The following is a 24,961-nucleotide window of genomic DNA, read 5'->3' on the forward strand; positions in this document are numbered from 1 at the left end:
AATCGAGATCGCCCGCGATGGCCTTTACCGACATTTTCATCAAACGACCGGTCCTGTCGGTCGTCGTCAGCCTGCTGATCCTGCTGATCGGCCTGCGCGCGGCGATGGTGCTGCCGATCCGGCAATATCCGAAGCTGTCGAACACGGTCATCAACATCACGACCGTCTATCCCGGCGCGTCCGCAGACCTGATCCAGGGCTTCATCACCACGCCGATCGAGCAGGCGGTCGCGTCCGCCGAGGGCGTCGACTACATCACCTCGTCCTCGGTGCTCGGCACCTCGACGATCCAGGTCTACATCAAGCTGAATTTCGATCCGAACCAGGCGCTCACCGAGGTGCTGGCGAAGACGAATTCGGTGAAGTACCTGATTCCGAAGGAATCCAACGACCCGATCGTCACCAAGACCACCGGCCAGACCACGGCCGTGATGTATCTCGGCTTCTCCTCGGACGAGCTGTCGGGCTCGGCCATCTCCGACTATCTGACGCGCGTGGTGCAGCCGGTGCTGTCGACCGTCGACGGCGTCGCCTCGGCCGACATTCTGGGCGGCCAGACCTTTGCCATGCGGCTGTGGCTCGATCCGGTGAAGATGGCGGGCCGCAACGTATCGCCGGCTGACGTTGCGGCGGCGATCCAGGCCAACAACTTCCAGTCCGCGGCGGGCCAGACCAAGGGCTATCTGATCGTCTCGAACGTCTCGACCAACACGGGCCTGACCAACGTCGATCAGTTCAAGAAGATGATCGTCAAGGCCAAGGACGGCGGCTTCGTGCGGATGGAGGACATCGCCACCGTCGAGCTTGCAGCCCAGAGCACGGATGCCAGCGTCGCCTTTAACGGCGAGCGCGCGATCTTCATTGGCGTGCAGGCGACGCCACAGGGTAATCCGCTGACGCTGGTCAAGGGTGTGCGCGCTCTGTTCCCCGAGCTCGAACGCAACCTCCCGCCTTCGATGAAGATGAAGGTCGCCTACGACTCGACCAAGTTCATCCAATCTTCGATCGACGAGGTGCGGAATACATTGGGCGAAGCCGTCATCATCGTGATCGTGGTCATTTTCCTGTTCCTGGCCTCGCTGCGCTCCGTCATCATTCCCGTCGTCACCATTCCGTTGTCGATGATCGGCGTCTGCACGATGATGCTGGCGCTGGGCTTCAGCTTCAACCTGCTGACCCTGCTCGCGATGGTCCTGGCGATCGGCCTCGTCGTCGACGATGCCATCGTCGTGGTGGAGAACATCCATCGCCATCTGGAGGAGGGCAAGACGCCGGTCCAGGCCTCGCTACAAGGCGCGCGCGAAATCGTCGGGCCGGTCATCTCCATGACCATCACGCTCGCAGCCGTGTACGCGCCGATCGGGTTCCTCGGTGGCCTCACCGGGTCGCTGTTCCGCGAATTTGCCTTTACCCTCGCAGGCTCGGTCATCGTATCAGGCGTGATCGCGCTGACGCTGTCGCCCATGATGTGCTCGGTGCTACTGAAGAACACCGAAGAGGGCCGCTTCGCCAAGTTGGTGAACCGGGTGTTCGGCGCCATGACGCGGTGGTATGGCCGCAAGCTCGACCGCTCGCTCGACTACAAGGCCATCACCGGCCTGTTCGCCGTGACGATCCTGGGACTCGTCGGCTTCCTCTACATGAACACTTCGAAGGAGCTGGCGCCCGAGGAAGATCAGGGCATCGTGTTCGCGGTGACCAAGGCGCCGAAATACGCCAACATCGACTATGTCGATTTCTACGGCGAGAAGCTCGACAAGGAATTCCAGAAATTCCCCGAGACCGATCTGCGTTTCGTGCTGAACGGCATCAACGGCCCGCAGGGCGGCATTGCCGGCATGCTCTTGAAGCCCTGGGACGAGCGCACACGCTCGTCGATCGCCTTGAAGCCGCTGGTGCAGGCCGAGCTCTCCAAGATCGAGGGCGTGCAGGCGTTCGCGTTCAACCTGCCGCCATTGCCGGGCGGACCCGGCGGTCTGCCGATCCAGATGGTGATCAATTCCACGGCCAGCTTCCAGACCGTCTATGAGCAGATGGAGAAGCTGAAGGAGGCTGCACGCAAGAGCGGCATGTTCATCGTCTCCGATAGCGACCTCGCCTACAACCAGCCGAACGTCGAGGTGACGATCGACCGCACCAAGGCTCAGGACCTCGGCGTCAACATGCAGAACCTCGGCTCGACGCTCGCGGTGCTGCTCGGCGGCAATTACATCAACCGGTTCAACCTCGAGGGCCGCTCCTATCAGGTGATTCCGCAGGTGCCGCGCGGCAAGCGGCTGTCCCCGGAATCGCTCGGTGGCTACTATGTGACGACCAACACCGGGCAGCAGCTTCCGTTGTCGACCGTGGTCTCGATCAGGACCAAGACCGATCCGAATTCGCTGACGCACTACAACCAGCTCAATTCGGCGACGTTCTCCGCCGTGCCGATGCCCGGCGTGACCGTCGGCGCTGCGGTCGACTTCCTCGAAGGCGAGGCCAAGAAGCTGCCGCAAGGCTTCAGCCACGACTATCTGGCTGACTCCCGGCAATACGTGCAGGAAGGCAATCAGCTTGCCATCACCTTCGGCTTCGCGCTGATCATCATCTTCCTGGTGCTGGCGGCCCAGTTCGAGAGCTTGCGCGACCCGCTGGTCATCATGATCTCGGTGCCGATGGCAATCGTCGGTGCGCTGATCCCGCTGTTCTTCGGCATGGCGACCATAAACATCTACACCCAGGTCGGTCTGCTCACCCTGGTCGGCCTGATCACCAAGCACGGCATCCTGATGGTGGAGTTCGCCAACGAGCTCCAGGTTAACGAGCGGCTCGACCGCCGCTCGGCCATCGAGATGTCGGCCCGCATCCGTCTGCGGCCGATCCTGATGACCACGGCCGCGATGGTGACCGGCCTGATCCCGCTCCTGACCGCGACCGGCGCGGGCGCGGCCAGCCGCTTCTCGATCGGTCTCGTTGTCGTCGCCGGCATGTCGATCGGCACGCTGTTCACGCTGTTCGTGCTGCCGGCAGTCTATGTGGTGCTGGCGACCGACCATCGCGCGGCGGCCGATTCGGAGCGGAACAAGCAGATCGGCGAGCTGGACCTCGATTCAAAGGCGCTACGGCCGACCTGAGGCCGCCGGCAGGCTAGTCCCGAAAGGGCGGCAGCGGTGATCCGCTGCCGCCCTTTTCGTTGGATCTCGGGCGAGCTCCTTGCCGCGCTTGCGAGAGACAAGGTCCGGTCTTCTTGCTAGGTTCCGTGGAATGAGCCTGTCCCTCCACCCCGATACACCTCGAGCCGGGACATTGCCGAGCGCGGCCCCAGGCGAGGTCGCCTCCGGCGACACGGCGGGGCGCGGAATCCGGACCCGGCTCTTCGCCAAATACGTCGCGCTTTTCGTGGCGGTCGTCGCCATTGCGCTGCTCGCCAATGGCCTGTTCGAGGTCTACTTCTATTATCGCGAGCACAAGGCCGCTCTGATCCGGGTCCAGCACGAGCAGGCCGAGGCGGCCGCTGCCAAGATCGGCCGGTTCGTCAAGGAGATCGAGAGCCAGCTCGGCTGGACCACGCAGCTGCCCTGGTCGGGCGGCTCGATCGAGCAGCGCCGGTTCGACGCGCTGCGCCTGTTGCGCCAGGTCCCTGCGATCACCGAGCTGGCCCAGGTGGATTCGACTGGCAAGGAGCGGCTGCGGGTCTCGCGGCTGGCGATGGACGCGCTCGACAGCGGGATCGACCTGTCGAGCGATCCGAAGTTCACCGAGGCGGTCGCGCGCAAGGTCTATTACGGGCCGGTCTATTTTCGCCGGGAGTCCGAGCCCTACATGACGCTGGCGCTTGCGGGCGCACGCAAGGATGCCGGCGTTAGCATCGCCGAGGTCAATCTCAAGCTGATCTGGGACGTCGTGTCCCAGATTAAGGTCGGCGAGCACGGCAACGCCTACGTGGTCGGCCCGGAGGGCCGCTTGATCGCGCATCCCGACATCAGTCTCGTGCTGCGCAACACCGACATGTCCGGCCTTGCGCAGGTACGCGCCGTGCAGGCCGGCGGCGCCATGCCTGACGTGCTTTCCGAAGCCCACAACATCCAGGGGCAGAAGGTGCTGACCGCATCGGCCCCGATCGAGCCGCTGCGCTGGACCATGTTCGTCGAGCTGCCGGTCGAGGAAGCCTATGCCGCGCTCTATGCTTCGCTGCAGCGCCTTGCAATCGTGCTGCTCGCGGCATCCATCTTCGCGGTGCTGGCCGGGATCTTCCTGGCGCGCCGCATGGTCGGGCCGATTCAGGCGCTGCGGAGCGGCGCGGAACGAATGGGCGGTGGTGATTTCTCCCAGCGCATCTCGATCAAGACCGGCGACGAGCTCGAAGGGCTCGCCGACCAGTTCAACGACATGGGCGCGCGCCTGCAGGAATCCTATGCGGACCTCGAGAACAAGGTCGAGAAGCGGACCGCCGAATTGCGGGAGTCGCTCGAGCAACAAACGGCGACGTCGGAGGTGCTCGAAGTCATTAGCTCCTCTCCGGGAGAGTTAGAGCCGGTGTTTCAGAAGATGTTGGAGAATGCTACCCGCGTCTGCGGTGCGAATTTCGGCACGATGAATCTGTGGGACGGCCAGAAATTCAACATCGTCACCGACTACAACATTCCGCCCGATTTCTCCGCCTTCCGTAAGCGGACTCCGATCTTCCCACATCCAGGAACGACGCTGGCTGCAATCATCGCGACGCATCAGCCCGCGCAGATCAATGACTTGAGGGAAAGTCCTGGGTACAAGGCCGGTGTTCCCTTTGTCGTCGGAATGGCCGACGTTGCCGGCGCCCGAACCCTTCTCTCCGTACCCATGCTGAAAGAGGATGATCTGATCGGCGCGATGACGATTTTTCGACAAGAGATTCGCGGCTTCACGGACAAACAAGTCGCGTTGGTGGAGAACTTTACCAAGCAAGCCGTCATCGCGATCGAGAATACGCGCCTGCTGAAGCAATTGCGCGAGCGTACGACCGAGCTATCGCAATCGCTCGACAATCTGCGCACCGCGCAGGACCGCCTGATCCAGACCGAAAAGCTCGCTTCCCTCGGCCAGCTCACCGCCGGCATAGCCCACGAGATCAAGAATCCGCTCAACTTCGTCAACAACTTCTCCGCGGTCTCGACCGAGCTGATCGACGAGCTCAACGAGATCCTGCAATCGGCCGCGCTCGACGGCAAGACGAAGAAGGAGGTCGACGAGCTAACCGGCATGCTCAGGGCCAATCTCGAGAAGGTGGTGCAGCACGGCAAGCGCGCCGATTCCATCGTCAGGAACATGCTGCTGCATTCGCGTCAGGGTTCCGGCGAGCATCGCGCCGTCGACATCAATGCGGTGGTCGAGGAGAGCCTCAATCTCGCCTATCACGGCGCGCGCGCCGAAAGGCCCGCCTTCAACGTCACGCTCCAGCGCGATTTCGACCCGGATGCCGGCATGATCGAGGTGTATCCGCAGGAGATCACGCGCGTCTTGCTGAACCTGATCTCGAACGGCTTCTATGCCGCGGCCAAGCGCAAGGAGAGCGAGGGCGATGCATTCGAGCCCACTTTGCGCGCGGCAACGAAGAATCTCGGCGACAGGGTCCAGATCCGGATTCGCGACAACGGCACCGGGATTCCAGCCGAGGTGAAGGAAAAGATGTTCAATCCCTTCTTCACCACCAAGCCGGCCGGCGAGGGCACGGGACTCGGCCTTTCAATGAGCCACGACATCGTGGTGAAACAACACGGCGGCACGATCGACGTGGACACCACACAAGGTGTATTCACCGAGTTCATCATCACGCTGCCGCGGACGATGGCAGCGGGCGACACTTCCGGAGGAAAGTCTTGAACGTTTACATCCTGGTCGTCGATGACGAGCCCGACGTCGAGGCACTGTTTCGGCAGCAGTTCCGGCGCGACCTGCGCGCCGGCCGGTTTCAGATGGAGTTTGCGCTCTCGGCCCCCGAGGCGCTCGAGCGCGCCGCCGAAGTCCGTGATCCCTCGCTGATCCTGATCCTGTCGGACATCAACATGCCCGGCATGAGCGGGCTCGACATGCTGCCGAAGGTGCGTGCCGCACATCCCGATGTTCCCGTCATCATGATCACGGCCTATGGCGATGCGGAGACGCGCCGCAAGGCGATCGAACGGGGCGCCGTCGGGCTCCTCACCAAGCCGATCGACTTTGCGCTGCTGCGGCAGGAGATCGACACGAGGCTCGAGCAAGCCGCATGACTGCGACCATCCTCTTCGTCGACGACGAGCCGGATCTCGAGGCGCTGATCCTGCAGAAATTCCGCAGGCAGATCCGCGATGGGCAGCTCGCGCTGATCTTCGCGCGCGACGGCCTGGAGGCGCTGGAAGCGCTGGAGCAGAATCCGCATGTCGACATGGTGGTCTCCGATATCAACATGCCGCGAATGGACGGCCTGTCGCTACTCGCGAAGCTCCAGGAGGCCGAGGAGAAGAAGTCGACCATCATCGTCTCGGCCTACGGCGACATGAGCAACATCCGCACCGCCATGAACCGCGGTGCGTTCGACTTCCTGACCAAGCCGATCGACTTCGCCGACCTCGAAGCCACGATCGAGAAGACCGTCCGCCATGTGGAGATGCTGCGCGAGGTGCGGCGGCGCCAGATGGAAGCCGAGCGCGCCCATGCCTCGCTGTCGCGCTTCTTCTCGCCGGAGATTGCAAGGCGACTGGCCGCGAACGTCGATGGCGACGGCATTGAGGTGCAGTGGCGCGATGTCGCCACCCTGTTCACCGATATTACAGGCTTCACCTCGCTGGTCGAGACCGCGCCTCCGCAGACCCTGGGCGAGCTCCTCAACGAATATGTCGGTGGCATGACCGAGATCGTCTTCGCCCATGAGGGGACGGTCGCCAAGATCATCGGCGATGCGATCCAGGTGCTGTTCAACGCTCCCGGCGACCAGCCGGACTATGCAACGCGCGCGGTCGCCTGTGCCCATGCTCTCGACGCCTGGGCGGAGGACTTTTCGGCGCGCTGGAAGGCAAGAGGCGTGAATTTCGGAGCTACCCGCATCGGCGCTCATGCCGGTCCGGCGCTGGTTGGCAATTTCGGCGGCAACCGCTTCTTCGACTACACGGCCTATGGCGACACCATCAATATTGCGGCCCGGCTTGAGGCGGCGAACAAGCACCTGGGAACGCGCATTTGCGTTAGTGCCAGCGTTGCGAATGGGGCCGAAAACTTTCGTGGCCGTCCCGTGGGCGACCTGATGCTGCGCGGACGCAGCGAGCCGCTGCGCGCATTCGAGCCGCTGCCGCAGGCGAGGTTCGAGGCGCCAGCGACGGCGCAATATGCCGAAGCGTTTGCCAAGATGGAGGCCGGCGATGCCGCGGCCATGCCGTCCTTCGCCGCGCTGGTCGGCATGCACGCCGACGATCCGCTGGCCGGATTTCACCTGAAGCGCCTGCTCAACGGCGCCAAGGGCACTCGCATGCAACTGGAATAGGAGTCCGTCATGACGCGCGAATTCTCGGCCGGCAACTATCGTTTCATCCCGTCCGTGTTCCAATATTCCGCCGGTGCTGCCGCGGATGAGGGCTACGAGATCGAGCGGGTCCGGTTCGACCGCCTGGTGCCGCTCGCGGAAGGGTTTGCGCTGGCCGCAAAGTTCATCCAGGAGGCGGGGCGTCCGCTGACGGCATTCTGTGCCTGCGAGCTGCGCTCGCCCGCGGCCTTCAGCGAGGAAGGCTTTCGCGCGTTCAATCTGCACTATGTGAAGACGCTGTCCGAATGGGGCATCTTCGACGGCAGCACCAACCCGGTGGCGCGCAGCAATGTCTGCCCCGAGATCGATCCGCCGTCCGAACCGTCGTTCTATGCGTTCTCCTTCACGCGTCCGACGCGGTCAGATTTGCCGAGCTTCGTCATCGCCGGCGGCGCCGAGGCGCGCGAGGGCAGCGGCTCCTATGTCGAGCGCACGGTGCGCTACCGCGATCTCAGCCCGGAGGGGCTGCGCGAGAAGGTGCGCTTCACCACCACGTCGCAGATGGAAAACCGGATGGCAGCCTTCGGCTTCGGCTGGAAGGATACAACCGGGGTGCAGGCCTATTCCGTGCACGACTTTCACCATGCGCTGGTGGACGAGTTGGTCCGTCGCGGCGCGCTCCGCTCCGGGCTGACCTGGCATTTCGCCCGTCCGCCGGTGGTCGATCTGGAATTCGAGATGGATTGCCGCCGCGTGCTGCGGGAGGTGGTGGTCTGAGCTCCTCACCAAGAGGAATAATCAGCGCTGCCTTGGGTCGAGTGCGTCGCGCAGCCCGTCGCCGAGCAGGTTCAGCGACAGCACGACGAGGAAGATCGCAAGGCCCGGCCAGATTGCCATCCAGGGCGCCTGGGTCAGGAAGCGTTGTGCCGCGTTGAGCATGCTGCCCCAGGACGGCGCCGGCGGCTGCTGGCCGAGGCCGAGGAAGGAGAGGGCGGCCTCGGCGATGATGGCGGCAGCGATCGAGAGCGTCGCCTGCACCAGAAGCGAGGGGAGGATGTTCGGCAGGATGTGCGAGAGCGCGATCCGCCACGGCGGATTGCCGAGTGCGCGCGCGGCCTCGACATAGTCTTCGGCTTTGACGACGAGCACCTGGCCGCGGGTCAGGCGGATGAAGATCGGCGTCGCCGAGATGCCGATCGCAATCATGGCATTGCCGAGGCTCGGGCCGAGGAACGCGGCGAGCGCGATCGCCAGGATCAGGAACGGGCAGGCCAGCATCGCATCGGTGATGCGGCTGATCAGCGCGTCGGTGAAGCCGCCGCGGTAGCCGGCGAGGAGACCGAGCGGCACGCCGATGCCGAGCGCGATCGCGACCGAGATCAGGCCTGCGAGCAGCGAGGCGCGCGCGCCGTAGACGACGCGGCTGAGGATGTCGCGGCCGAGCTCGTCGGTGCCGAACCAGTGGGCCGAGGTCGGCGGTTTGCGCACTAGGCTCCAGCTCGTCGCGATGGGATCATAGGGCACGATGAGCGGAGCGAGCACGGCAAGGGCGATGAACATCGTGAGCACGACGAGCCCGAACACCGCTGCCTTGCGCTTGAACAGCCGCCGACGCGCGCGGCGGGCCGGGCTATCCAGCTCGTCGGCTCGCGTGAGAGGGCTCGGCAGCGCGGCGTCGGTCATGGATCAGCCCCGGAGCCGCGGATTGACGAGGATGTAGGCGATGTCGGCCACCAGATTCAGCGTGATGTAGACCGTGGCCGTCACCAGGACGACGCCCTGCACCACGGCATAATCGCGGTTGAATACGGCATCCACGATCAGCTTGCCGAAGCCGGGAATGGAGAAGATCTGCTCGGTCAGGACCGCGCCGGAGAGCAGCGTACCGAGCTCGAGCGCGCCGAGCGTGATGACGGGGGTCAGCGCATTGCGCATGGCATGCTTGAGGATCACCGTGCGCTCCAACAGTCCTTTGGCGCGCGCGGTGCGCACGTAGTCGCTTTCCAGCACCTGAAGCATGGCGCTGCGCGTATGCCGCATCAGGATCGCGGCGATCGCATTGCCGAGCACGAAGGCCGGCATGATGGTGACGGCCAGGCTCGCGCGCCAGTTCTCGGTGAGCGGCACGTAGCCGGAAGCCGGCAGCCATCCAAGCTCGATCGAAAACAGGAAGATCAGCATGATCCCGAGCCAGAAGTTCGGCGTCGAGATGCCCCACAGCGCAAACAGGTTCGCGCCGTAGTCCCAGGCCGAACCTTTCTTCACGGCCGCGACGATGCCCGCGGGAATGCCGATCAGCAACGCGATCAGGATCGCCATCGAGCCGAGCTGCAGCGTCACCGGCAGCTTCTGTGCGATCAGCTCGCGCACCGGCATCTTGTTGCGCAGCGACTCGCCGAAATCGCCAGAGAGCACGCCCTTGATCCAGTAGGCGTACTGCACCGGGACGGGCTGATCGAGCCGGTATTGGCGGCGGATCTGCTCGATCACGGCGGGATCGCGCTCCTCGCCCGCCATCACCAGCGCGGGGTCACCCGGCAGCAATTGCTGCAGCGAGAAGATCAGCACCGAGACGAAGAACAGCGTCGGCACGATCTGCACAAGTCGGCGGGCGAGGAAGTTCAGCATCCTCGCAGCGTCACTTCAGCTTGAGGCCGACAACGCGGACGAGGCCGTCCGGCATTTGCCTATAGCCTTCGAGCTTGGTCGTGTGCGCGATGATGATGCGGCGGTGATAGAGGTAGAGCAGCGGCTCTTCCTCCCGGACCAGCTTGGCCAGGACCTCGTAGCTCGCCTTGCGCTTGGCGGGATCGGTGACGAGCCGCGCCTCCTCCAGCGCCTTGTCGGCCTGTGGATTGTTCCACCCACCATAGTTCTGGGGTGCGCCGTTGTGCAGGAACACGAAAGTGTTGCCGTCGGGATCGACGCGGCCGCTCCAGGCGAGCATGTAGGCCTGATAGTCGCCCGTCTCCGCCTGCTTCAACCCGGTTGCGAATTCTGTGAGGCGTATCTTCATGTCGAATCCGGCTTCCGCTGCCATCGACTGGATCACCTGCGCCGGTGTTTCGGTTTCCGCGCCCTTGGGCACCAGGAAGTCGACGCTGATCGGCGGCGTCACGCCGGCCTCCTTCAGCAGCGCCTTGGCCTTCTCGACGTTGCGGGGACGGATCGGAAGCGATTTCTGATAATAGGGATGATTAGGATTGACCCATTGATTGCCGACCTGAAACTCGCCGTTGAACACGACCTGATTGATCGCCTCGCGGTCGATGGCAAGATCGAGCGCCTGCCGCACCTTGGCCGATTGGCTGAGCGGGCCCTTGGCCTTGTCCTTGCCGATGTTGAGCGTGATGCCCTGATAGCCGAGCTCGATGGCGGTCGCGACCTTCAGCCGGGAGTCGGCGCGCACCTCCTTGAGGTCGGTGGCGAGCACGCGCTCGATCAGATCGAGGCCGCCGGATTTCAGGTTTGCGAGCCGCACGGTGGCATCGACGATCGGCTGAAACACGATCTTGTCGATGAAGACGTTGTCCTTGTTCCAGTAGTCGGCGAATCTCTCGAACACAATGCGGTCCTGCTGCACGCGCTCGACGAACTTGTAAGGGCCGGCGCAGACCGGGCGGAGGCCGAACTTGTCGCCGGCCTCCTTGGCAGCCTTCGGCGACATCATCATGCCGGCGCGGTCGGTGAGCTGAGCGAGCAGCGGCGAGAACGGCGACTTCAGCACCAGCTTGACCGTGAGGGGATCGACGATTTCGACGCGATCGACCGAGGCGAGCTCCGGCTTGCGGAACGAGCCGGGGAACGTCAAATGCCGTTCCAGCGAGAATTTTGCGGCCTCGGCATCGAACGGCTCACCGTCGTGGAATTTCACGCCGGGCCGCAGCTTGATGACAAGCGCCTTGCCGTCGTCGGCGGTTTCGCTCGAGAGCGCCAGCTGCGGCACGATGTTGAGCTTCTCGTCGATGTCGAACAGCTTGTCGCAGAAGGAGGAGAACACAATGCGGCCGACATAGGTGCGCGCCATCGTGGGGTCGAGGATATCGGGGTCCTCGGCTAGACCGATGCGCAACGTGGTCTGGGCTTGCGCGGCTCCAATCGACACCAGGACAGCGGCGGCCGTTGCGGCCAGGCGAAACATCTTCATCGGATAATCCCCATTGCTTCGGCTATTTCGTTGCGGACGCGGCGCACTGTATACCAACCCCGGCGGAGCTGCTGCCTTTCGTCTTTTGGCTGAAGGCCGCGACCAGCTTTGCAAGCGCCGGAGAAAACCCGCCGGCGGTGGGTAGAATGGCGTCGGCAGACGGCAGCTCCGCGGTGCGGTGACAGGCGGTGGCATGGCCGGTGCGGTCAGCTAGAAGCGCAGGCGCCTCATTGCGGCAGCGCTCGATCACGAACGGGCAGCGGGTGTGAAAGCGGCAGCCGGCGGGCGGATTGAGGGCGCTCGGGATTTCGCCCTCCAGCAGCACCGTCGTCCGTTTCGCCTTCGGCTGCGGCAGCGGGATCGCGGACAGCAATGCGCGGCTGTAGGGATGGCGCGGCGCGGCGAACAGCGCGTTAGCTTCGGCCGTCTCGACGATCTGGCCGAGATTCATCACCGCGACGTGGTCGGCGATGTGCTTGACCACGGCAAGGTCGTGCGAGACGAAGATGTAGGCGAGGCCAAGCCGGTCCTGGAGCTCGCGTAGCAGATTGAGGATCTGCGAGCGGATCGAGACGTCGAGCGCCGAGACCGGCTCATCGCAGATGATGAGCTTCGGCTCAACCGCGAGCGCGCGGGCGATCGCGATGCGTTGGCGCTGGCCGCCGGAGAATTCATGCGGATAGCGCCGGGCGAGGCGCGGCTCCAGCCCGACCAGCCGCAGCAGTTCGGCGACGCGCTCGGCCCGCCGCGCCGGCGGCACCAGATCGTGCAGCGCCAGCGGCTCGGTCAGGATCTGGCCGACTGTCATGCGCGGATTGAGCGAGGCGTAGGGATCCTGGAAGATGATCTGCGCCTCGCGGCGGAAGGCGCGCAAGGTCCCGGCGTCGAGCGCCAGCAGGTCGCGGCCGTCGAAGCGAATCATACCAGCGTCTGGCTCGATCAGCCGCAGCACCAGGCGGCTGACGGTGGACTTGCCGCAACCGGATTCGCCGACCAGGGCCAGCGTCTTGCCGGCCTCCAGCGAGAAGGACACGCCATCGACCGCCTTGACGTGCGCCAGCGCGCGGCCGAGCAGCGAGCGCTGAGCGACGAAATGCTTGACCAGGCCTTCGACTTCGAGGAGCGCCATCACGACACCAGCAATTCGAGCGGCGCGCGGATGCAGCGCGAGAGGTGGCCGTCGCTGAGTTCGACCAGTGGCGGCGGCACCTTGGTGCAGGCGTCGAGCACGAAGGGGCAACGCGCGGCGAAGCGGCAGCCGGCGGGCGGCTGTGCCATGTTCGGCACCATGCCTTCGATCGTCGCAAGCTGCTCGGCGCGGTGGTCGAGCCGCGGGATCGAGCCGAGCAGGCCGACCGTGTAGGGATGCTGCGGCGCGGAGAACAACTCGTCGACCGGCGCCCGCTCGACGATCTCGCCGGCGTACATCACCGCGACCTCGTCGCAGACCTCGGCGACGACGCCGAGATCGTGGGTGATCAAGATGATCGCGGCGCCGCTCGCGGCCTTCAGCTCGCGCATCAGCTCCAGGATCTGGGCCTGCAGGGTGACGTCGAGCGCGGTGGTCGGCTCGTCCGCGATCAGCAGCCGCGGGTCGCAGGCGAGTGCCATCGCGATCATGACGCGCTGGCGCATGCCGCCGGAGAGCTTGTGTGGGTAGTCGTCAATGCGACGCTCAGGCGAAGGGATATGGACGCGGCGCAGCAGCTCGATCGCGCGCTCGCGCGCGCTCCTCCGCGAGCCGCCCCGGTGACGCAGGATCGTCTCGATGATCTGGTCGCCGATCGTAAAGCTCGGATTGAGCGAGGTCATCGGCTCCTGGAAGATCATCGCCAGCCGGTTGCCGCGCAGATCGCGCAACGTCTGGTCCGGCGTGGTCAGCAGGTCGAAGCCGTCGAAGCGGATCGCGCCACTTATTTCCGCGCTCTGCTTCGGCAGCAGGCCCATGATCGCCAGCGACGTCACGCTCTTGCCACAGCCGGATTCGCCGACCAGGCCGAGCGTCGCGCCATTGGCGACGCTGAGATCGACGCTGTCGACCGCGTGGGTGATGCGGCCGTCGTCGCCATGAAAGCGGATACGCAGATCCTTGATCTCGATGAGGGGGCTGGCGCTCATGATCGTCTCGCGCGCGCCGCTTCGATGCTGGCGTCGATGACGCTGCGATCGGTGTTGCCGGCCGGGTTCTGCCGCGTCGGCATGGAGGCGCGGAAATGCACCCAGAGCTCGTGGCTGACGCGCTCGAGCCGTTCGAGCTCACCGAGCGGATCGGAATGGTCGTCGGCGCGAATGTCGAGGGCCGGCCATTCCTCCTCGCCGTGGATCACGAGCGCGGCCGATTGCTTGCCGCGCTTGTCGCCGCCGGCGGCTTCGCCGGCGCGCATCGCTGCGAGCAGACGGCGCGGGAACGGCAGGCTGTCGCTGGCGATATAGGTCTTCGCCGTCTCGTCGAGCACGTCGGCCTCGGTGAGCATGTTGCCGGCGATCGAGAAGCCGCTGCCCGCGACGTGGCCGCACCAGTCAACGCAGTCGCGCCCGGTATGCGCGGCGATTGCGCCGCTGGCATCCATGATATGGACCTGGCGGCTCTCGCGGCCGGCATCGGTCGCCAGCAGCGTGGCGAGCACGTCGTGCGCGTTGAGGCCCTCGCGCAACAGCTTGACGCCGTCAATGCCGTAATAGGGATTGACGAAGGCCTGCGTCGCGATCGCGCCGAGGCCGGCGGCGATGTAGGGCACGCGCGCGCCGACGGCGAAGAAGCGGGTCGCAACCGCGATGCCGAACTGGCCGGTGGCAGGATCGCGCGCGATGATCGACCAAGTCATGTGCTGCCTTCAGCGTCCCGCCGCGTAGCCCTGCATGCCGCGCGGATTGGCGGCGGCGCGCCGGCGCGGACCCACGCGTGAGGCCGCGGTCAGGCGTCCCTCGGACCAGTCGGGACCGATCTCGACGATATGCCCTCGCTCGCGCAGGTTCTCGATCGTTGCCTTCGGCACACGGTTCTCGACCACGAGCACGCCGGGACGCGCGGTGCGCGGCCAGAACGAGATCGGGAAATGCTCGGAATGCCAGGCCGGCGCGTCGATGGCTTCCTGGAGATTGAGGTTACAATGGACGTGGCGCAGGAAGAACTGCGTGATCCACTGGTCCTGCTGATCGCCGCCCGGCGAGCCCCAGGCGAGGTAAGGCTCGCCGTCGCGCAGCGCCATGGTCGGCGAGAGGGTGGTGCGCGGCCGCTTGCCCGGCGCGAGCGCGGCGGGATGACCTTCCTCCAGCCAGAACATCTGAGCGCGGCTGCCGAGGCAAAAGCCGAGCTCGGGAATGATCGGCGAGGATTGCAGCCAGCCGCCCGACGGCGTCGACGACACCATGTTGCCGTCCCTGTCGATGATGTCGAAATGCACGGTGTCGCCGCGCACCTCGCCGAAGCGGCCCACGGTCGGCTCGCCGGCGCCGAGCGCGCCGACCGCCTCGCGCTGGCCCTCCGCGCGGCGCAGCTTGACGACACCGCCGAAGCCCTCGACAGAACCAGGGATGAAATCGAGCGAAGCCTTGTCGGTGACGAGCTTGCGGCGCTCGTCGTTATAGGTATCCGACAGCAGCGTTTCGATCGGGATCTCGTTGAACTTGGGATCGCCGTAGAATTTTTCGCGATCAGCAAAGGCGAGCTTGGCGCATTCGATCTGGAGATGGATGAACTCCGGCCCTGTCGGGTCGAGGCCGTCGAGCGCAAAGCCCTTCAGCAGCGCGAGCTGCTGCAGCGTGACCGGGCCCTGGCTCCATACGCCGGCCTTGCAGACCGTGTAGCGGCCGTAATCGTAGGTGAGCGGCGCCTCGACTGTCGGCTGCCAGCGCGCCATGTCGTCGGCGGAGAGCACGCCGCGATGTGGCGAGCCGCTGACGTCCATCACCTCCTGGGTTCGGCAGAACTTGTCGACGGCTTCCGCGACGAAGCCTTGCGACCAGGCTTTGCGCGCGCGCTCGATCTCCGCATCGCGGCCACCGCCGCCGCTTTCCGCCTCGCTCAGGATCCGGGCGTAGGTCGCAGCCAGTGTCTTGTTGGTGAACAGCGTGCCTGGCTTCGGCACTTCACTGTTCGGGAGGTAGACCGCGGCGGACGTCGGCCAGTGCTTGCGGAACAGCTGCTCGACGGTCTGGATCGTGGCGCAGGCGCGCTCGACCAGCGGATAGCCGTCGCGGGCGTAGGAGATCGCCGGCTCCAGCACGTCGCGCAGGCGCATCGTGCCATAGTCGCGCAGCAGCATCATCCAGGATTCGAAGGTGCCGGGAACGCAGGCGGCGAGCAGGCCCGTGCCCGGCACCATGTCGAGGCCTTCGCTTCTATAATGCGCGATGGTGGCCCGCGCCGGCGCCGGGCCCTGACCGCAGATCACCTCGGTACGGCCGCGCTTGACGTCATGCACGATGATGGGCACGTCGCCGCCGGGACCGTTCAGATGCGGCTCGACCACCTGGAGCGTGAAGGCGGTGGCGACGCCGGCATCGAAGGCATTGCCGCCCTTTTCCAGGATGGCCATGCCCACGGCCGTCGCAATCCAGTGCGTGGTGGCGACGACCCCGAACGTGCCCTCGATCTCGGGCCTCGTCGTGAACGGATCGGGATTGATATTACTGCCCATGGGACTTCACCACCTTATTTCCGGCGCGTGCAATTGATCACAGGGCCACGCCGCTTCCAAATGCGCAGGCTGCATGGCACGCGCGCGTCACGCCGGGACCGGCGCGGTGTTGACCGCATGGCAGGCGACGCCGTCGATCAGTTCCGGAGTCTCCTTGCGGCAGAGATCGAACGCCAGCGGACAGCGCGGATTGAAGGCGCAGCCGGAGGGCGGATTGATCGGGTTGGGGATCTCGCCCTTGACCGGAATGCGCTGGCGGCCGCTCATGGCAAGATCAGGCACGGCGCCCAGCAGCATCTTGGTGTAAGGCATGCGCGGATTGGCGAACAGCTCGCGTCCGTCCGCAATCTCGACGATACGGCCGAGATACATCACGCCGACGCGGCTCGCCATGTGGCGCACCACGGCGAGGTTGTGGCTGATGAACATGTAGGTCAGGCCGAACTTGTCCTGGAGGTCGCGCATCAGGTTCAGGATCTGCGCCTGCACGGAGACGTCGAGCGCCGAGGTCGGCTCGTCGCAGACGATGAATTCGGCGTCGGACGCGAGCGCGCGCGCGATCGCGATGCGTTGGCGTTGGCCGCCGGAGAATTCGTGCGGATATTTCAGCCGGTCGTCCGGATGCAGGCCGACGAGGCTGAGCAGCTCGCCGACGCGAGCCTGGATGTCGCGCTCGCCCTGGATCAGGTCGAAGGCACGGATCGGCTCGGAGATGATGGCATCGACCCGGAAGCGCGGGTTCAGGCTCGCATAGGGATCCTGGAAGATCATCTGGATGCGCCGGCGCAGCTTCCGCCGCGCTGGCGCCTGCCGCGGGTCGGTCATGGAGACGCCGTCGATCAGCACGTCGCCGGCGCTTGGCGGCAGCAGGCCGACGACCATGCGTGCCACCGTGGTCTTGCCGGAGCCGGACTCGCCGACCAGGGCAAACGTCTCGCCCTTCCTGATGTCGAAGGTAACGTGATCGACTGCCTTGAGATATTCGAGATGTCCGCCTTCAAGCACGCGGTTGAGCCAGGGTTTCGAGACGTCGAAGACGCGGCGCAGGTTTGTGGCCTGGACGAAGGGAGCACTCATGCCACGCTCTCCGCCGGCACGTCGTCATAGAGGTGGCAGGCCACCGATTGCGCGCCGCGCGGCAGCGGCTCCGGCCGATCGACACGGCAACGATCGAAGGCGAAGGCGCAGCGCGGATTGAACGAGCAGCCGCGCGGGATCGCCGACAGGCGCGGCATCGAGCCCGGGATCTGCACCAGGCGCTTGTCCTCGCCCGCAAGCGTCGGGATCGCGCCCATCAGGCCCTTGGCATAAGGATGCAGCGGATTCTTCACGACGTCCTGCACCGGGCCGATCTCGGCGACGCGGCCGGCATACATCACCGCGACGCGGTCGGAGGTTTCGGCGATCACGCCCATGTCGTGCGTCACCAGCATCACCGCGGTGCCGTGGTCGCGTCCGAGCCGCTTGATCAGCGAGATGATCTGGGCCTGCACGGAGACATCGAGCGCGGTGGTCGGCTCGTCCGCGATGATCAGCTCGGGCTCGGCACAGATCGCGAGCGCGATCACGACGCGCTGGCGCATGCCACCAGAAAACTCGTGGGGATAGCCGTCGATACGCTTTTCCGGCGCGGGAATGCCGACTTCGGCGAGCAGGTCGATGGCGCGGCGGCGGGCGGCCGACTCGGACAGATTGAGGTGGGTGCGGATCGTCTCCACGATCTGGTCGCCGACCTTGTACAGCGGATTGAGCGACGTCAGCGGATCCTGGAAGATCATGCCGATGCGCTTGCCCCTGATGCGGCGCATCTCCTCCGGCGGCAGATTGTCGATGCGCAGGCCCGCGAGACGAATCTCGCCGCCGGCAATGCGGCCGGGCGGATCGATCAGGCCGATCACCGCTAGGCCGGTGACGGACTTTCCGGCTCCGGACTCGCCGACGACGCCGAGCACCTCGCCCTTGGCAATGTCGAAGGAGACGCCGTCGATGGCGCGCAGCGTGCCGCGGCGGGAGGCAAACTCCACGTGAAGATCGCGCACGGAAAGGACGGGTTCGGTCATGGACGAGGCGTATTCATCGAAGCTTCGGATTGAGCGCGTCGCGCAGCCAGTCGCCGAGCAGATTGATCGATAGGATCAGCGTTGCGAGCGCGAGCCCCGGGAAGGCGACGATCCACCATTCGCCGGCGAACAGATAATTGTTGCCGATGCGGATCAGCGTGCCGAGCGAGGGCATGGTGTCGGGCAGGCCGACGCCGAGGAAGGACAGCGTCGCCTCGGTGATGATGGCGAGCGCAAGGTTGATTGTGGCGATGACCAGAATCGGGCCCATCGTGTTCGGCAGCACGTGCCGCAGCATGATCTTCGGCGCCGGCAGGCCGATCAGCTGTGCGGCGGCGACGTAGTCCTTGTTCTTCTCGACCATCACGGAGCTGCGCACCGTCCGGGCATAGCCGACCCAGAAGCTCAGGCCGATCGAGATCACCAGCACCACCAGCATGCTGGTGGCGTCCAGCCGGTTGCCGAGGATCGACTTCGCGATTCCGTTGACCAGCAGCGCGATCAGGATCGCAGGGAAGGTCAGCTGCACGTCGGCGATCCGCATGATCACGCCGTCCACTGCGCCGCCGAAATAGCCGGCGATCAGGCCGAGGGCGATGCCGAGCGCGCCGGCGAAGATCACGCCGGCGACGCCGACGGCGAGCGAGATGCGCATGCCATAGAGAATCGCGGAGAACACGTCGCGGCCTTGCTCGTCGGTGCCGAGCAGGAACGGGCTCTGGCCGTCCGCGGTCCACAGCGGTGAAATCCGCGAATTCATCAATTGCAGCTGTGCCGGATCGAACGGGTTCTGCACCGCGAGCACGGATGCAAAGATCGCAAGCAGGAAGAACAGGACCGTGATGGCCGCAGCCACCATGGTGAGCTTGGAACGGCGGAACGAATAGAACAAGTCGCTGTCGAGCGTGCGGCTGAACCAGCCATGGGCGGCGTGCACCGGTTGTGCGCTTTGCTTGTCGGAATTGGAGACGACTGCGTCGGACATGCAGGTTGTCCTATGCGGCGCGACCGACGGTCGAGCGCAAGCGCGGATCGACCACCGTGTAGAGAATGTCGACCACCAGATTGATGGTGACGAAGATCAGTGAAACCATCAGCAGGTAGGCGGCCATGATCGGAATGTCGACGTTTTGCACGGCCTGGACGAACAGAAGCCCCATGCCCGGCCATTGGAACACCGTTTCGGTGATGATCGAAAATGCAATAACCGAGCCAAACTGAAGCCCGGCTACGGTAATCACCGGAATCAGCGTGTTCTTCAGCGCGTGGCCGAAATGGATGGCGCGCGTGGTCAGCCCCCTGGCGCGGGCGAAGCGGATATAGTCGGTCCGCAACACTTCCAGCATCTCCGCGCGCACCAGCCGCATGATCAGGGTCATCTGGAACAGGCCGAGCGTGATCGAAGGCATGATCAGTGCCTTCAGTCCCGACACCGTGAGCAGGCCGGTCGTCCACCAGCCGAGCTTGACCACCTCGCCGCGGCCGAACGAGGGCAACCAGCCCAATGTCACGGCGAACAGGTAGATCAGGAGAATGCCGATCAGGAAGGTCGGCAGCGAGATGCCGATCAGCGAGATCGCCTGGAATAATTTGGCCAGCACGGTATCGCGCTTGAGCGCCGAATAGACGCCCATGAGGATGCCGAAGACCATGGCAAACACGGTCGCACAGATCGCAAGTTCCAGCGTCGCGGGCATGCGCTCCATCAACAGCGTCGCGACCGGCTGGCGGAACTGGTAGGAGACGCCGAACTTGAACTGCGCCGCATCGGCGAAATAGCGCACGAACTGCACCGGCACGGGGTCGTCGAGGCCGAGCGACTTGCGCACGATCGCGCGTTCGGCGGCCGAGGTGTCGATCGAGACGATCTGGTTGACGGGGTCGCCGGCGAAGCGGAACATCGAGAACGCGATGATGCCGACGGCGAACATGACGCCGATGGCCTGAACGGCGCGGCGAAGCGTGAAAGCGAGCATGCCTTCCACTGTCCTTGGGTGAGCGTACGGCCGACGTCCTTGGCGGCCGGAAAAGAAAAGGTCCCGGAAGGCGGATGCCGCCGGGACCTCGTGTTCAACCGATCCTATTCCTTCTTGGTTGCCCAGTGGAACATGACGAGATTGTCGGCGCGCTGCGGCAGGTTCACCTTCTTCGAAACGCCCCAGGCCAGCGCCTGCTGGTGCAGCGGGATGTAGGACCAGTCCTTCATGCCGATTTCGTAGGCCTGCTTGATCAACTGGTTGCGCTTGGTGGTGTCGGCTTCGACCAGCACCTTGTCGGTGATGGCGTCGAACTCCTTGTTGCAATAGCCGCCGAGATTGGCCTCGCCGCGCGAGGATTTCGCATCGTCGCGGCAGCCCATGATGTCGTAGAGCACGTTGTGGGAATCCATCGTGCTCGGAGTCCAGCCCAAAAGGTAGAACGAGGTCTGGTAGCCGCCCTGCTTCAGCACCTTGGCGAAGTACTGCGCCTTCGGTTGCGCCAGGAGATTGATCTTGACGCCGATGCGGGCGAGCATGCCGACCACGGCCTGGCAGATCGCGGCGTCGTTGACGTAGCGATCGTTCGGGCAGTCCATGGTGACCTCGAAGCCGTCGGGGTAACCGGCTTCGGTCAGGAGCTTCTTGGCGCCGTCAGGATCGAATTTCGGCCGCGTGAACTCCTTGGACAGCACGAACAGTTCCGGCGCGATCATCAGCGCGGACGGCGTCGACAGCCCGCGCATCACGCGCGTCTTGATCAGCTCGATGTCGATCGCCTTGTAGAAGGCCTCGCGGACGCGGACGTCCTTGAACGGGTTCTTGCCCTTGATGTTGGAGTAGAGCAGCTCATCGCGCATCTGGTCGAAGCCGATGAAGATGGTGCGCAGCTCCGGCCCCTTCAGCACCTGAGCGTTCGGGCTGGAATCGACGCGGGAGATGTCCTGGATCGGAACCGGCTCGATGACGTCGACTTCGCCCGAGAGCAGGGCGGCGACGCGGGTGGCGTCGGAAGCGATCGGGGTAAAGATGATCTCCTTGAGATTGCCCTCGACCTTGCCCCAGTAATTGGGATTGGCCTTGAACACCGTCTTCACGCCGGGCTGATGGCTTTCAATGATGAAGGGACCGGTGCCGTTCTCGTTCAGTGAGGCATAGCTCGGCGTGGTCGCCGCCACCGGCGTCGGATCGACGACGTTGTTCTCCTCGGCCCATTTCTTGTTCATGATGTACCAGACATCCCACGCGTTGTGCAGGATGGGATTGGGCGAGGGCAGGACGAAGTCGACCGTGTAGTCGTCGACCTTCACTACCTTGACGTCGGGCGCAAGGCGGGTCTGCATGTTCGACCCCTTCTTGCGGACGCGATCGGCCGAGAACACCACGTCGTCGGCGGTGAATGGGTTGCCGTTGTGGAATTTCACGCCCTTGCGCAAATGGAAGCGCCAGCGGGTCGGCTCCGGGGTTTCCCAGCTTTCCGCCAGTGCCGGAATGATCTTGAGATCCTTGTCGCGCGCGGTGAGGCCCTGATAGACGTGGCCGAGATGGGCGTGGGTGGTGCTCTCGTTCAGGGTATAGGGGTCGAGCGACTTCAGGTCACCCTGGTTGGCATAACGTAGCGTCTGGCTGGTCGCTGGCGAGACCGCCAACGCAAGCGTACCTGCGAGCGTCGCCGCAAACAGACTTTGACCGATTGACATTCTTGACCCTCTCCACACTGCCGCGCCGGTGATTTTTGATTGTTCGGCGGGGCTGACCGATCCATGTTGCCCAGAGTTCTCGACCCGTGCAAGCGTCATTCCAGCAAGGAACGCGCCAAGTTGCACCGCTGTGCAGCAATGCTGCCCGGCGTCCCCCGGGGCCGGCCGGCGAGCTTCTGCGCGGGTCGCGGGCCAGCCAATTTGATTGATTGACCATACGAGCCGATTGGGGAAGCCGATCCCAGCGGCTTCCCCTCAGGTCGCTTGCCTTGCAGACCTTCTCGCGGTGATACTCCGACGGGCCGCTCGAATCTCATCTGGAGGGGACATGAAGGTTAACATCGAAATCGACTGCACCCCCCTTGAGGCCCGCCAGTTCTTCGGTCTGCCCGATGTGGGGCCGATGCAGACGGCCGTGATGGACAAGCTGCAGCAGCAGGTTCTCAGCAACATCGAGAAGGTCTCGCCGGAATCGCTGATCCAGAGCTGGTTCACCTTCGATCCCAAGATCGCCGAGCGGTTTCAGGACATGTTCGTCGCGATGGCCGGCCTCGGCGGCACCCGCAGCGGCGACAAGAAAAAATAGTGCCGCCCGAGCCGGACGGGGCGCTTCAAGAAGGCCGGCTTCGTCCGCCGAGTCTCGGCCTGCTGCTCGCCGAGGCCCGTGGGCTATTCGAGTTGAATGCGAGCCTCTTGCTGTCGCCGCTCCTGATGCGGGCGCCGCGGGGCGATGGCCATCCGGTGCTGGCGCTGCCGGGCTTTCTCGCCAGCGACCTCTCCATGGTGCCGATACGGCGCTATCTCAGCGAGCTCGGTTATGCGGCGCATGCCTGGCGGATGGGCCGCAATCTCGGCGGGCTCGGGCGAATGCGGGATTCGCTGCGCATGCGCTTGGCCGAAATCCATGCCGCCACGGGACGCAAGGTCAGCCTGGTCGGGTGGAGTCTCGGCGGCGTCTATGCCCGCGATCTCGCGCTTTGGGCGCCGGACAAGGTCCGCTACGTCGTCACGCTCGGCAGCCCTTTTGCCAACGATGTGCGGGCGACTCACGCGACGCGGCTCTATGAGACGTTATCCGGCGAGAAGGTGGAGGACTATGCGGAAGCGCGCGAGGCGATTGCCGGCGATCTGCCGGTGCCGGCAACGTCGATCTATTCGCGCGCCGACGGCGTCGTGAACTGGCGGACCTGTGTGCTGCGCCCCTCCGACCGTGCCGAGAACATCGAGGTGCACCTGGCGAGCCATATTGGGCTTGGCGTGAACCCGGCGGTGCTGTGGGCCGTGGCGGATCGCCTGGCGCAACCGGAGGGAGACTTCCGGCCATTTGACCGGGCGGGGCCGTTTGCCATTGCATATGCCCCGCCGGACCGGGCAGTATCGGCCTGACGAGAAGCGCCGCCAAGGCGCCCGTCGAATACTCGGGAGGGAACCATGGCTGACGGTAAGAAGCTGTCGTCGCTTGACGCGTCGTTTCTCTATCTGGAAACACCGGAGATGCCGATGCATGTCGGCAGCATGGCGATCTTCCGCCTGCCTGACGACTACAAGGGCGATTTCTTCGAAGAGTTCAAGGCGATGATCGTCTCGCGCCTGCACATCGCGCCGATTCTCAAGGCGCGGCTGGAGAAGGCGCCGCTCGACATCGATCATCCCTCCTGGGTCGAGGACGACCAGTTCGACATCGACCGCCACATCTTCCGGGCAAGCCTGCCGCAGCCGCGCGACCGCGCCACGCTCGAGCGCATCGTCGGCTGGATGCATGCCAAGCTGCTCAACCGCGCCCGTCCGCTCTGGGAGTTCTACGTGTTCGAGGGCATGAAGGACAACGAGGTCGGGCTCTATTCCAAGATGCACCATGCCGCGATCGATGGCGGCGCCGGTGCGGCGCTGACCAACATGATCTACGACATCTCGCCGATCCCGCGGAAGGTCGATCCGCCGACCGCGGGCAGCAAGCCCGGGCAGGAGCCGCGCGACATCGCCGCCAACCTGCTCGACTCCTATCAGCAGCTGTTCAGCCAGCCGCTGGAGGCTTCGCAAGCGGCGAAGAACCTGCAGCTGCCCCGCACCGGCAAGAGCGATATCGGCTCGATCCTGTTCGACAACGCTATGTACCAGATCGAGAGCGCGGTGCGCTTCGCCGGCAACATCCCGACCGTGCTCAAGAGCGTCTCCGACGTGCTCGGCAAGATCGCCGATCCGAAGTCGCGCGAGAGCCTTGCCAGCATGGTGTCGCCGCCGACCATGCTCAACAAGACGATCTCCTCGGAGCGGAGCTTTGCCGGCGTATCGATCCCGCTGTCGCGGGCGAAGGCGCTGGCCAAGCAGGCCGGCGGCAAGCTCAACGACGTGGTGCTGGCGCTCGCCTCCGGCGTCGTCCGCCGCTATCTCCTGCGATACGGCACGCTGCCGGCGAAATCCCTGACCGCAGCGGTGCCGATCTCGCTGCGGGAGGAGGGCAACACCGAGGCCAACAACCAGGTGTTCGGCATGATCTGCTCGATCGCCACCAACATCGAGGATCCCAAGGCGCGGCTGGAAGCGATCATCGCGCAATCAACCAAGTCCAAGGAGATGTCGCATCCTTTGCGGGCTTTGATGCCGCAGGTCTCCAACATCTCGATGCTGGGCGCGCCGATCATGGTGCAGATTCTGGCGCTGCTCTACAGCCGCTCGAACCTCTCCGACGTGCTGCCGCCCGCGGCCAACATCACCGTGTCCAACGTGCCCGGGCCGCGGCAGACGCTCTATGCCGCCGGTGCCGAGCTCTTGCACATCTTCCCGGTGTCTATCTCGACCCACGGGCAGGCACTCAACATCACCGTGCAGAGCTATCGCGACCAGCTCGATTTCGGCTTTATCGTCGGTGCCAACATCATTCCGCATGTGCAGGTGATGTGCGACATGCTGCCTGAGGAATTCGCCGCGCTGGAGGCGGCGTACACGCCGCCGGCCGCTGATATCAAGGGCGCCGCCGAGTAAGGACTT

20 protein-coding genes are annotated in these 24,961 nt (G+C 64.8%); 8 read left to right on the top strand and 12 right to left on the bottom strand.

The features are described 5' to 3' along the window. Positions 1–17: 17 nt before the first annotated feature. From I6F37_RS21925 to I6F37_RS21945, 5 genes are all read left to right on the top strand, one after another. The gene (locus I6F37_RS21925; RefSeq protein WP_036025801.1) at positions 18–3,113 is read left to right on the top strand and encodes a MexW/MexI family multidrug efflux RND transporter permease subunit; all 3,096 of its coding nucleotides are present in this window, start codon (positions 18–20) and stop codon (positions 3,111–3,113) included. A 130-nt stretch (positions 3,114–3,243) separates the two neighbouring features. Beyond that, positions 3,244–5,838 (top strand): ATP-binding protein, encoded by a 2,595-nt coding sequence (locus I6F37_RS21930; RefSeq protein ID WP_225152659.1) that lies wholly within the window; start codon positions 3,244–3,246, stop codon positions 5,836–5,838. Next, positions 5,835–6,224 (top strand): response regulator, encoded by a 390-nt coding sequence (locus tag I6F37_RS21935; RefSeq protein ID WP_025034870.1) that lies wholly within the window; start codon positions 5,835–5,837, stop codon positions 6,222–6,224. The genes I6F37_RS21930 and I6F37_RS21935 overlap by 4 nt, the downstream gene beginning before the upstream one ends. Beyond that, entirely contained in the window at positions 6,221–7,471 is a 1,251-nt protein-coding gene (locus I6F37_RS21940) for an adenylate/guanylate cyclase domain-containing protein (RefSeq protein WP_057027044.1), read from the top strand. Before I6F37_RS21935 ends, I6F37_RS21940 begins: the two co-directional genes overlap by 4 nt. 9 nt (positions 7,472–7,480) lie before the next feature. Beyond that, positions 7,481–8,227 (top strand): hypothetical protein, encoded by a 747-nt coding sequence (locus I6F37_RS21945; RefSeq protein ID WP_225127385.1) that lies wholly within the window; start codon positions 7,481–7,483, stop codon positions 8,225–8,227. Positions 8,228–8,248: 21 nt separating this feature from the next. Here I6F37_RS21945 and I6F37_RS21950 read toward each other — a convergent pair whose 3' ends face one another. The 12 genes from I6F37_RS21950 to I6F37_RS22005 all read right to left on the bottom strand — a co-directional run bounded on the left by I6F37_RS21950 (position 8,249) and on the right by I6F37_RS22005 (position 21,973). Further along, a complete protein-coding gene (locus tag I6F37_RS21950) occupies positions 8,249–9,133 on the bottom strand; it encodes an ABC transporter permease (protein ID WP_057027046.1) in 885 nt (294 codons plus the stop codon). A gap of 3 nt (positions 9,134–9,136) precedes the next feature. Continuing rightward, positions 9,137–10,078, bottom strand: coding sequence for an ABC transporter permease (locus I6F37_RS21955; protein ID WP_025034874.1), 942 nt, complete (start codon positions 10,076–10,078; stop codon positions 9,137–9,139). Positions 10,079–10,088: 10 nt separating this feature from the next. Continuing rightward, a complete protein-coding gene (locus tag I6F37_RS21960) occupies positions 10,089–11,597 on the bottom strand; it encodes an ABC transporter substrate-binding protein (RefSeq protein ID WP_225152661.1) in 1,509 nt (502 codons plus the stop codon). 22 nt (positions 11,598–11,619) lie between these two features. Further along, entirely contained in the window at positions 11,620–12,726 is a 1,107-nt protein-coding gene (locus tag I6F37_RS21965; RefSeq protein ID WP_225152662.1) for an ABC transporter ATP-binding protein, read from the bottom strand. Further along, a complete protein-coding gene (locus I6F37_RS21970; protein ID WP_225146104.1) occupies positions 12,726–13,715 on the bottom strand; it encodes an ABC transporter ATP-binding protein in 990 nt (329 codons plus the stop codon). Before I6F37_RS21970 ends, I6F37_RS21965 begins: the two co-directional genes overlap by 1 nt. After that, positions 13,712–14,422: a DUF1028 domain-containing protein gene (locus I6F37_RS21975; protein WP_225127381.1), complete on the bottom strand. Its 711-nt coding sequence runs from the start codon at positions 14,420–14,422 to the stop codon at positions 13,712–13,714. Before I6F37_RS21975 ends, I6F37_RS21970 begins: the two co-directional genes overlap by 4 nt. 9 nt (positions 14,423–14,431) lie before the next feature. Further along, complete coding sequence (locus tag I6F37_RS21980) at positions 14,432–16,237, bottom strand: gamma-glutamyltransferase family protein (protein WP_225152664.1); 1,806 nt, start codon at positions 16,235–16,237, stop codon at positions 14,432–14,434. Positions 16,238–16,324: 87 nt separating this feature from the next. Beyond that, complete coding sequence (locus I6F37_RS21985; protein ID WP_036025780.1) at positions 16,325–17,314, bottom strand: ABC transporter ATP-binding protein; 990 nt, start codon at positions 17,312–17,314, stop codon at positions 16,325–16,327. Next, complete coding sequence (locus tag I6F37_RS21990) at positions 17,311–18,297, bottom strand: ABC transporter ATP-binding protein (RefSeq protein ID WP_225129402.1); 987 nt, start codon at positions 18,295–18,297, stop codon at positions 17,311–17,313. Before I6F37_RS21990 ends, I6F37_RS21985 begins: the two co-directional genes overlap by 4 nt. A gap of 13 nt (positions 18,298–18,310) precedes the next feature. Further along, entirely contained in the window at positions 18,311–19,282 is a 972-nt protein-coding gene (locus I6F37_RS21995) for an ABC transporter permease (protein ID WP_225152667.1), read from the bottom strand. 10 nt (positions 19,283–19,292) lie between these two features. Next, the gene (locus I6F37_RS22000) at positions 19,293–20,273 is read right to left on the bottom strand and encodes an ABC transporter permease (protein ID WP_036004888.1); all 981 of its coding nucleotides are present in this window, start codon (positions 20,271–20,273) and stop codon (positions 19,293–19,295) included. A 104-nt stretch (positions 20,274–20,377) separates the two neighbouring features. After that, entirely contained in the window at positions 20,378–21,973 is a 1,596-nt protein-coding gene (locus tag I6F37_RS22005) for an ABC transporter substrate-binding protein (RefSeq protein ID WP_225152669.1), read from the bottom strand. Between the two features lie 328 nt (positions 21,974–22,301). On the opposite strand from I6F37_RS22005, the gene I6F37_RS22010 reads away from it, so the two are divergent. From I6F37_RS22010 to I6F37_RS22020, 3 genes are read left to right on the top strand one after another with little or no spacing between them, the layout of a single operon-like run. Further along, entirely contained in the window at positions 22,302–22,559 is a 258-nt protein-coding gene (locus tag I6F37_RS22010) for a DUF6489 family protein (protein WP_036004778.1), read from the top strand. Continuing rightward, the gene (locus tag I6F37_RS22015; RefSeq protein WP_225152671.1) at positions 22,559–23,359 is read left to right on the top strand and encodes an alpha/beta fold hydrolase; all 801 of its coding nucleotides are present in this window, start codon (positions 22,559–22,561) and stop codon (positions 23,357–23,359) included. The genes I6F37_RS22010 and I6F37_RS22015 overlap by 1 nt, the downstream gene beginning before the upstream one ends. A 45-nt stretch (positions 23,360–23,404) precedes the next feature. After that, entirely contained in the window at positions 23,405–24,955 is a 1,551-nt protein-coding gene (locus I6F37_RS22020; RefSeq protein ID WP_036025769.1) for a wax ester/triacylglycerol synthase family O-acyltransferase, read from the top strand. Positions 24,956–24,961: the final 6 nt, after the last annotated feature.

Source organism: Bradyrhizobium sp. NBAIM08 (assembly GCF_020193935.1).
In the GTDB taxonomy this organism is placed as follows: Bacteria; Pseudomonadota; Alphaproteobacteria; order Rhizobiales; family Xanthobacteraceae; genus Bradyrhizobium; species Bradyrhizobium yuanmingense.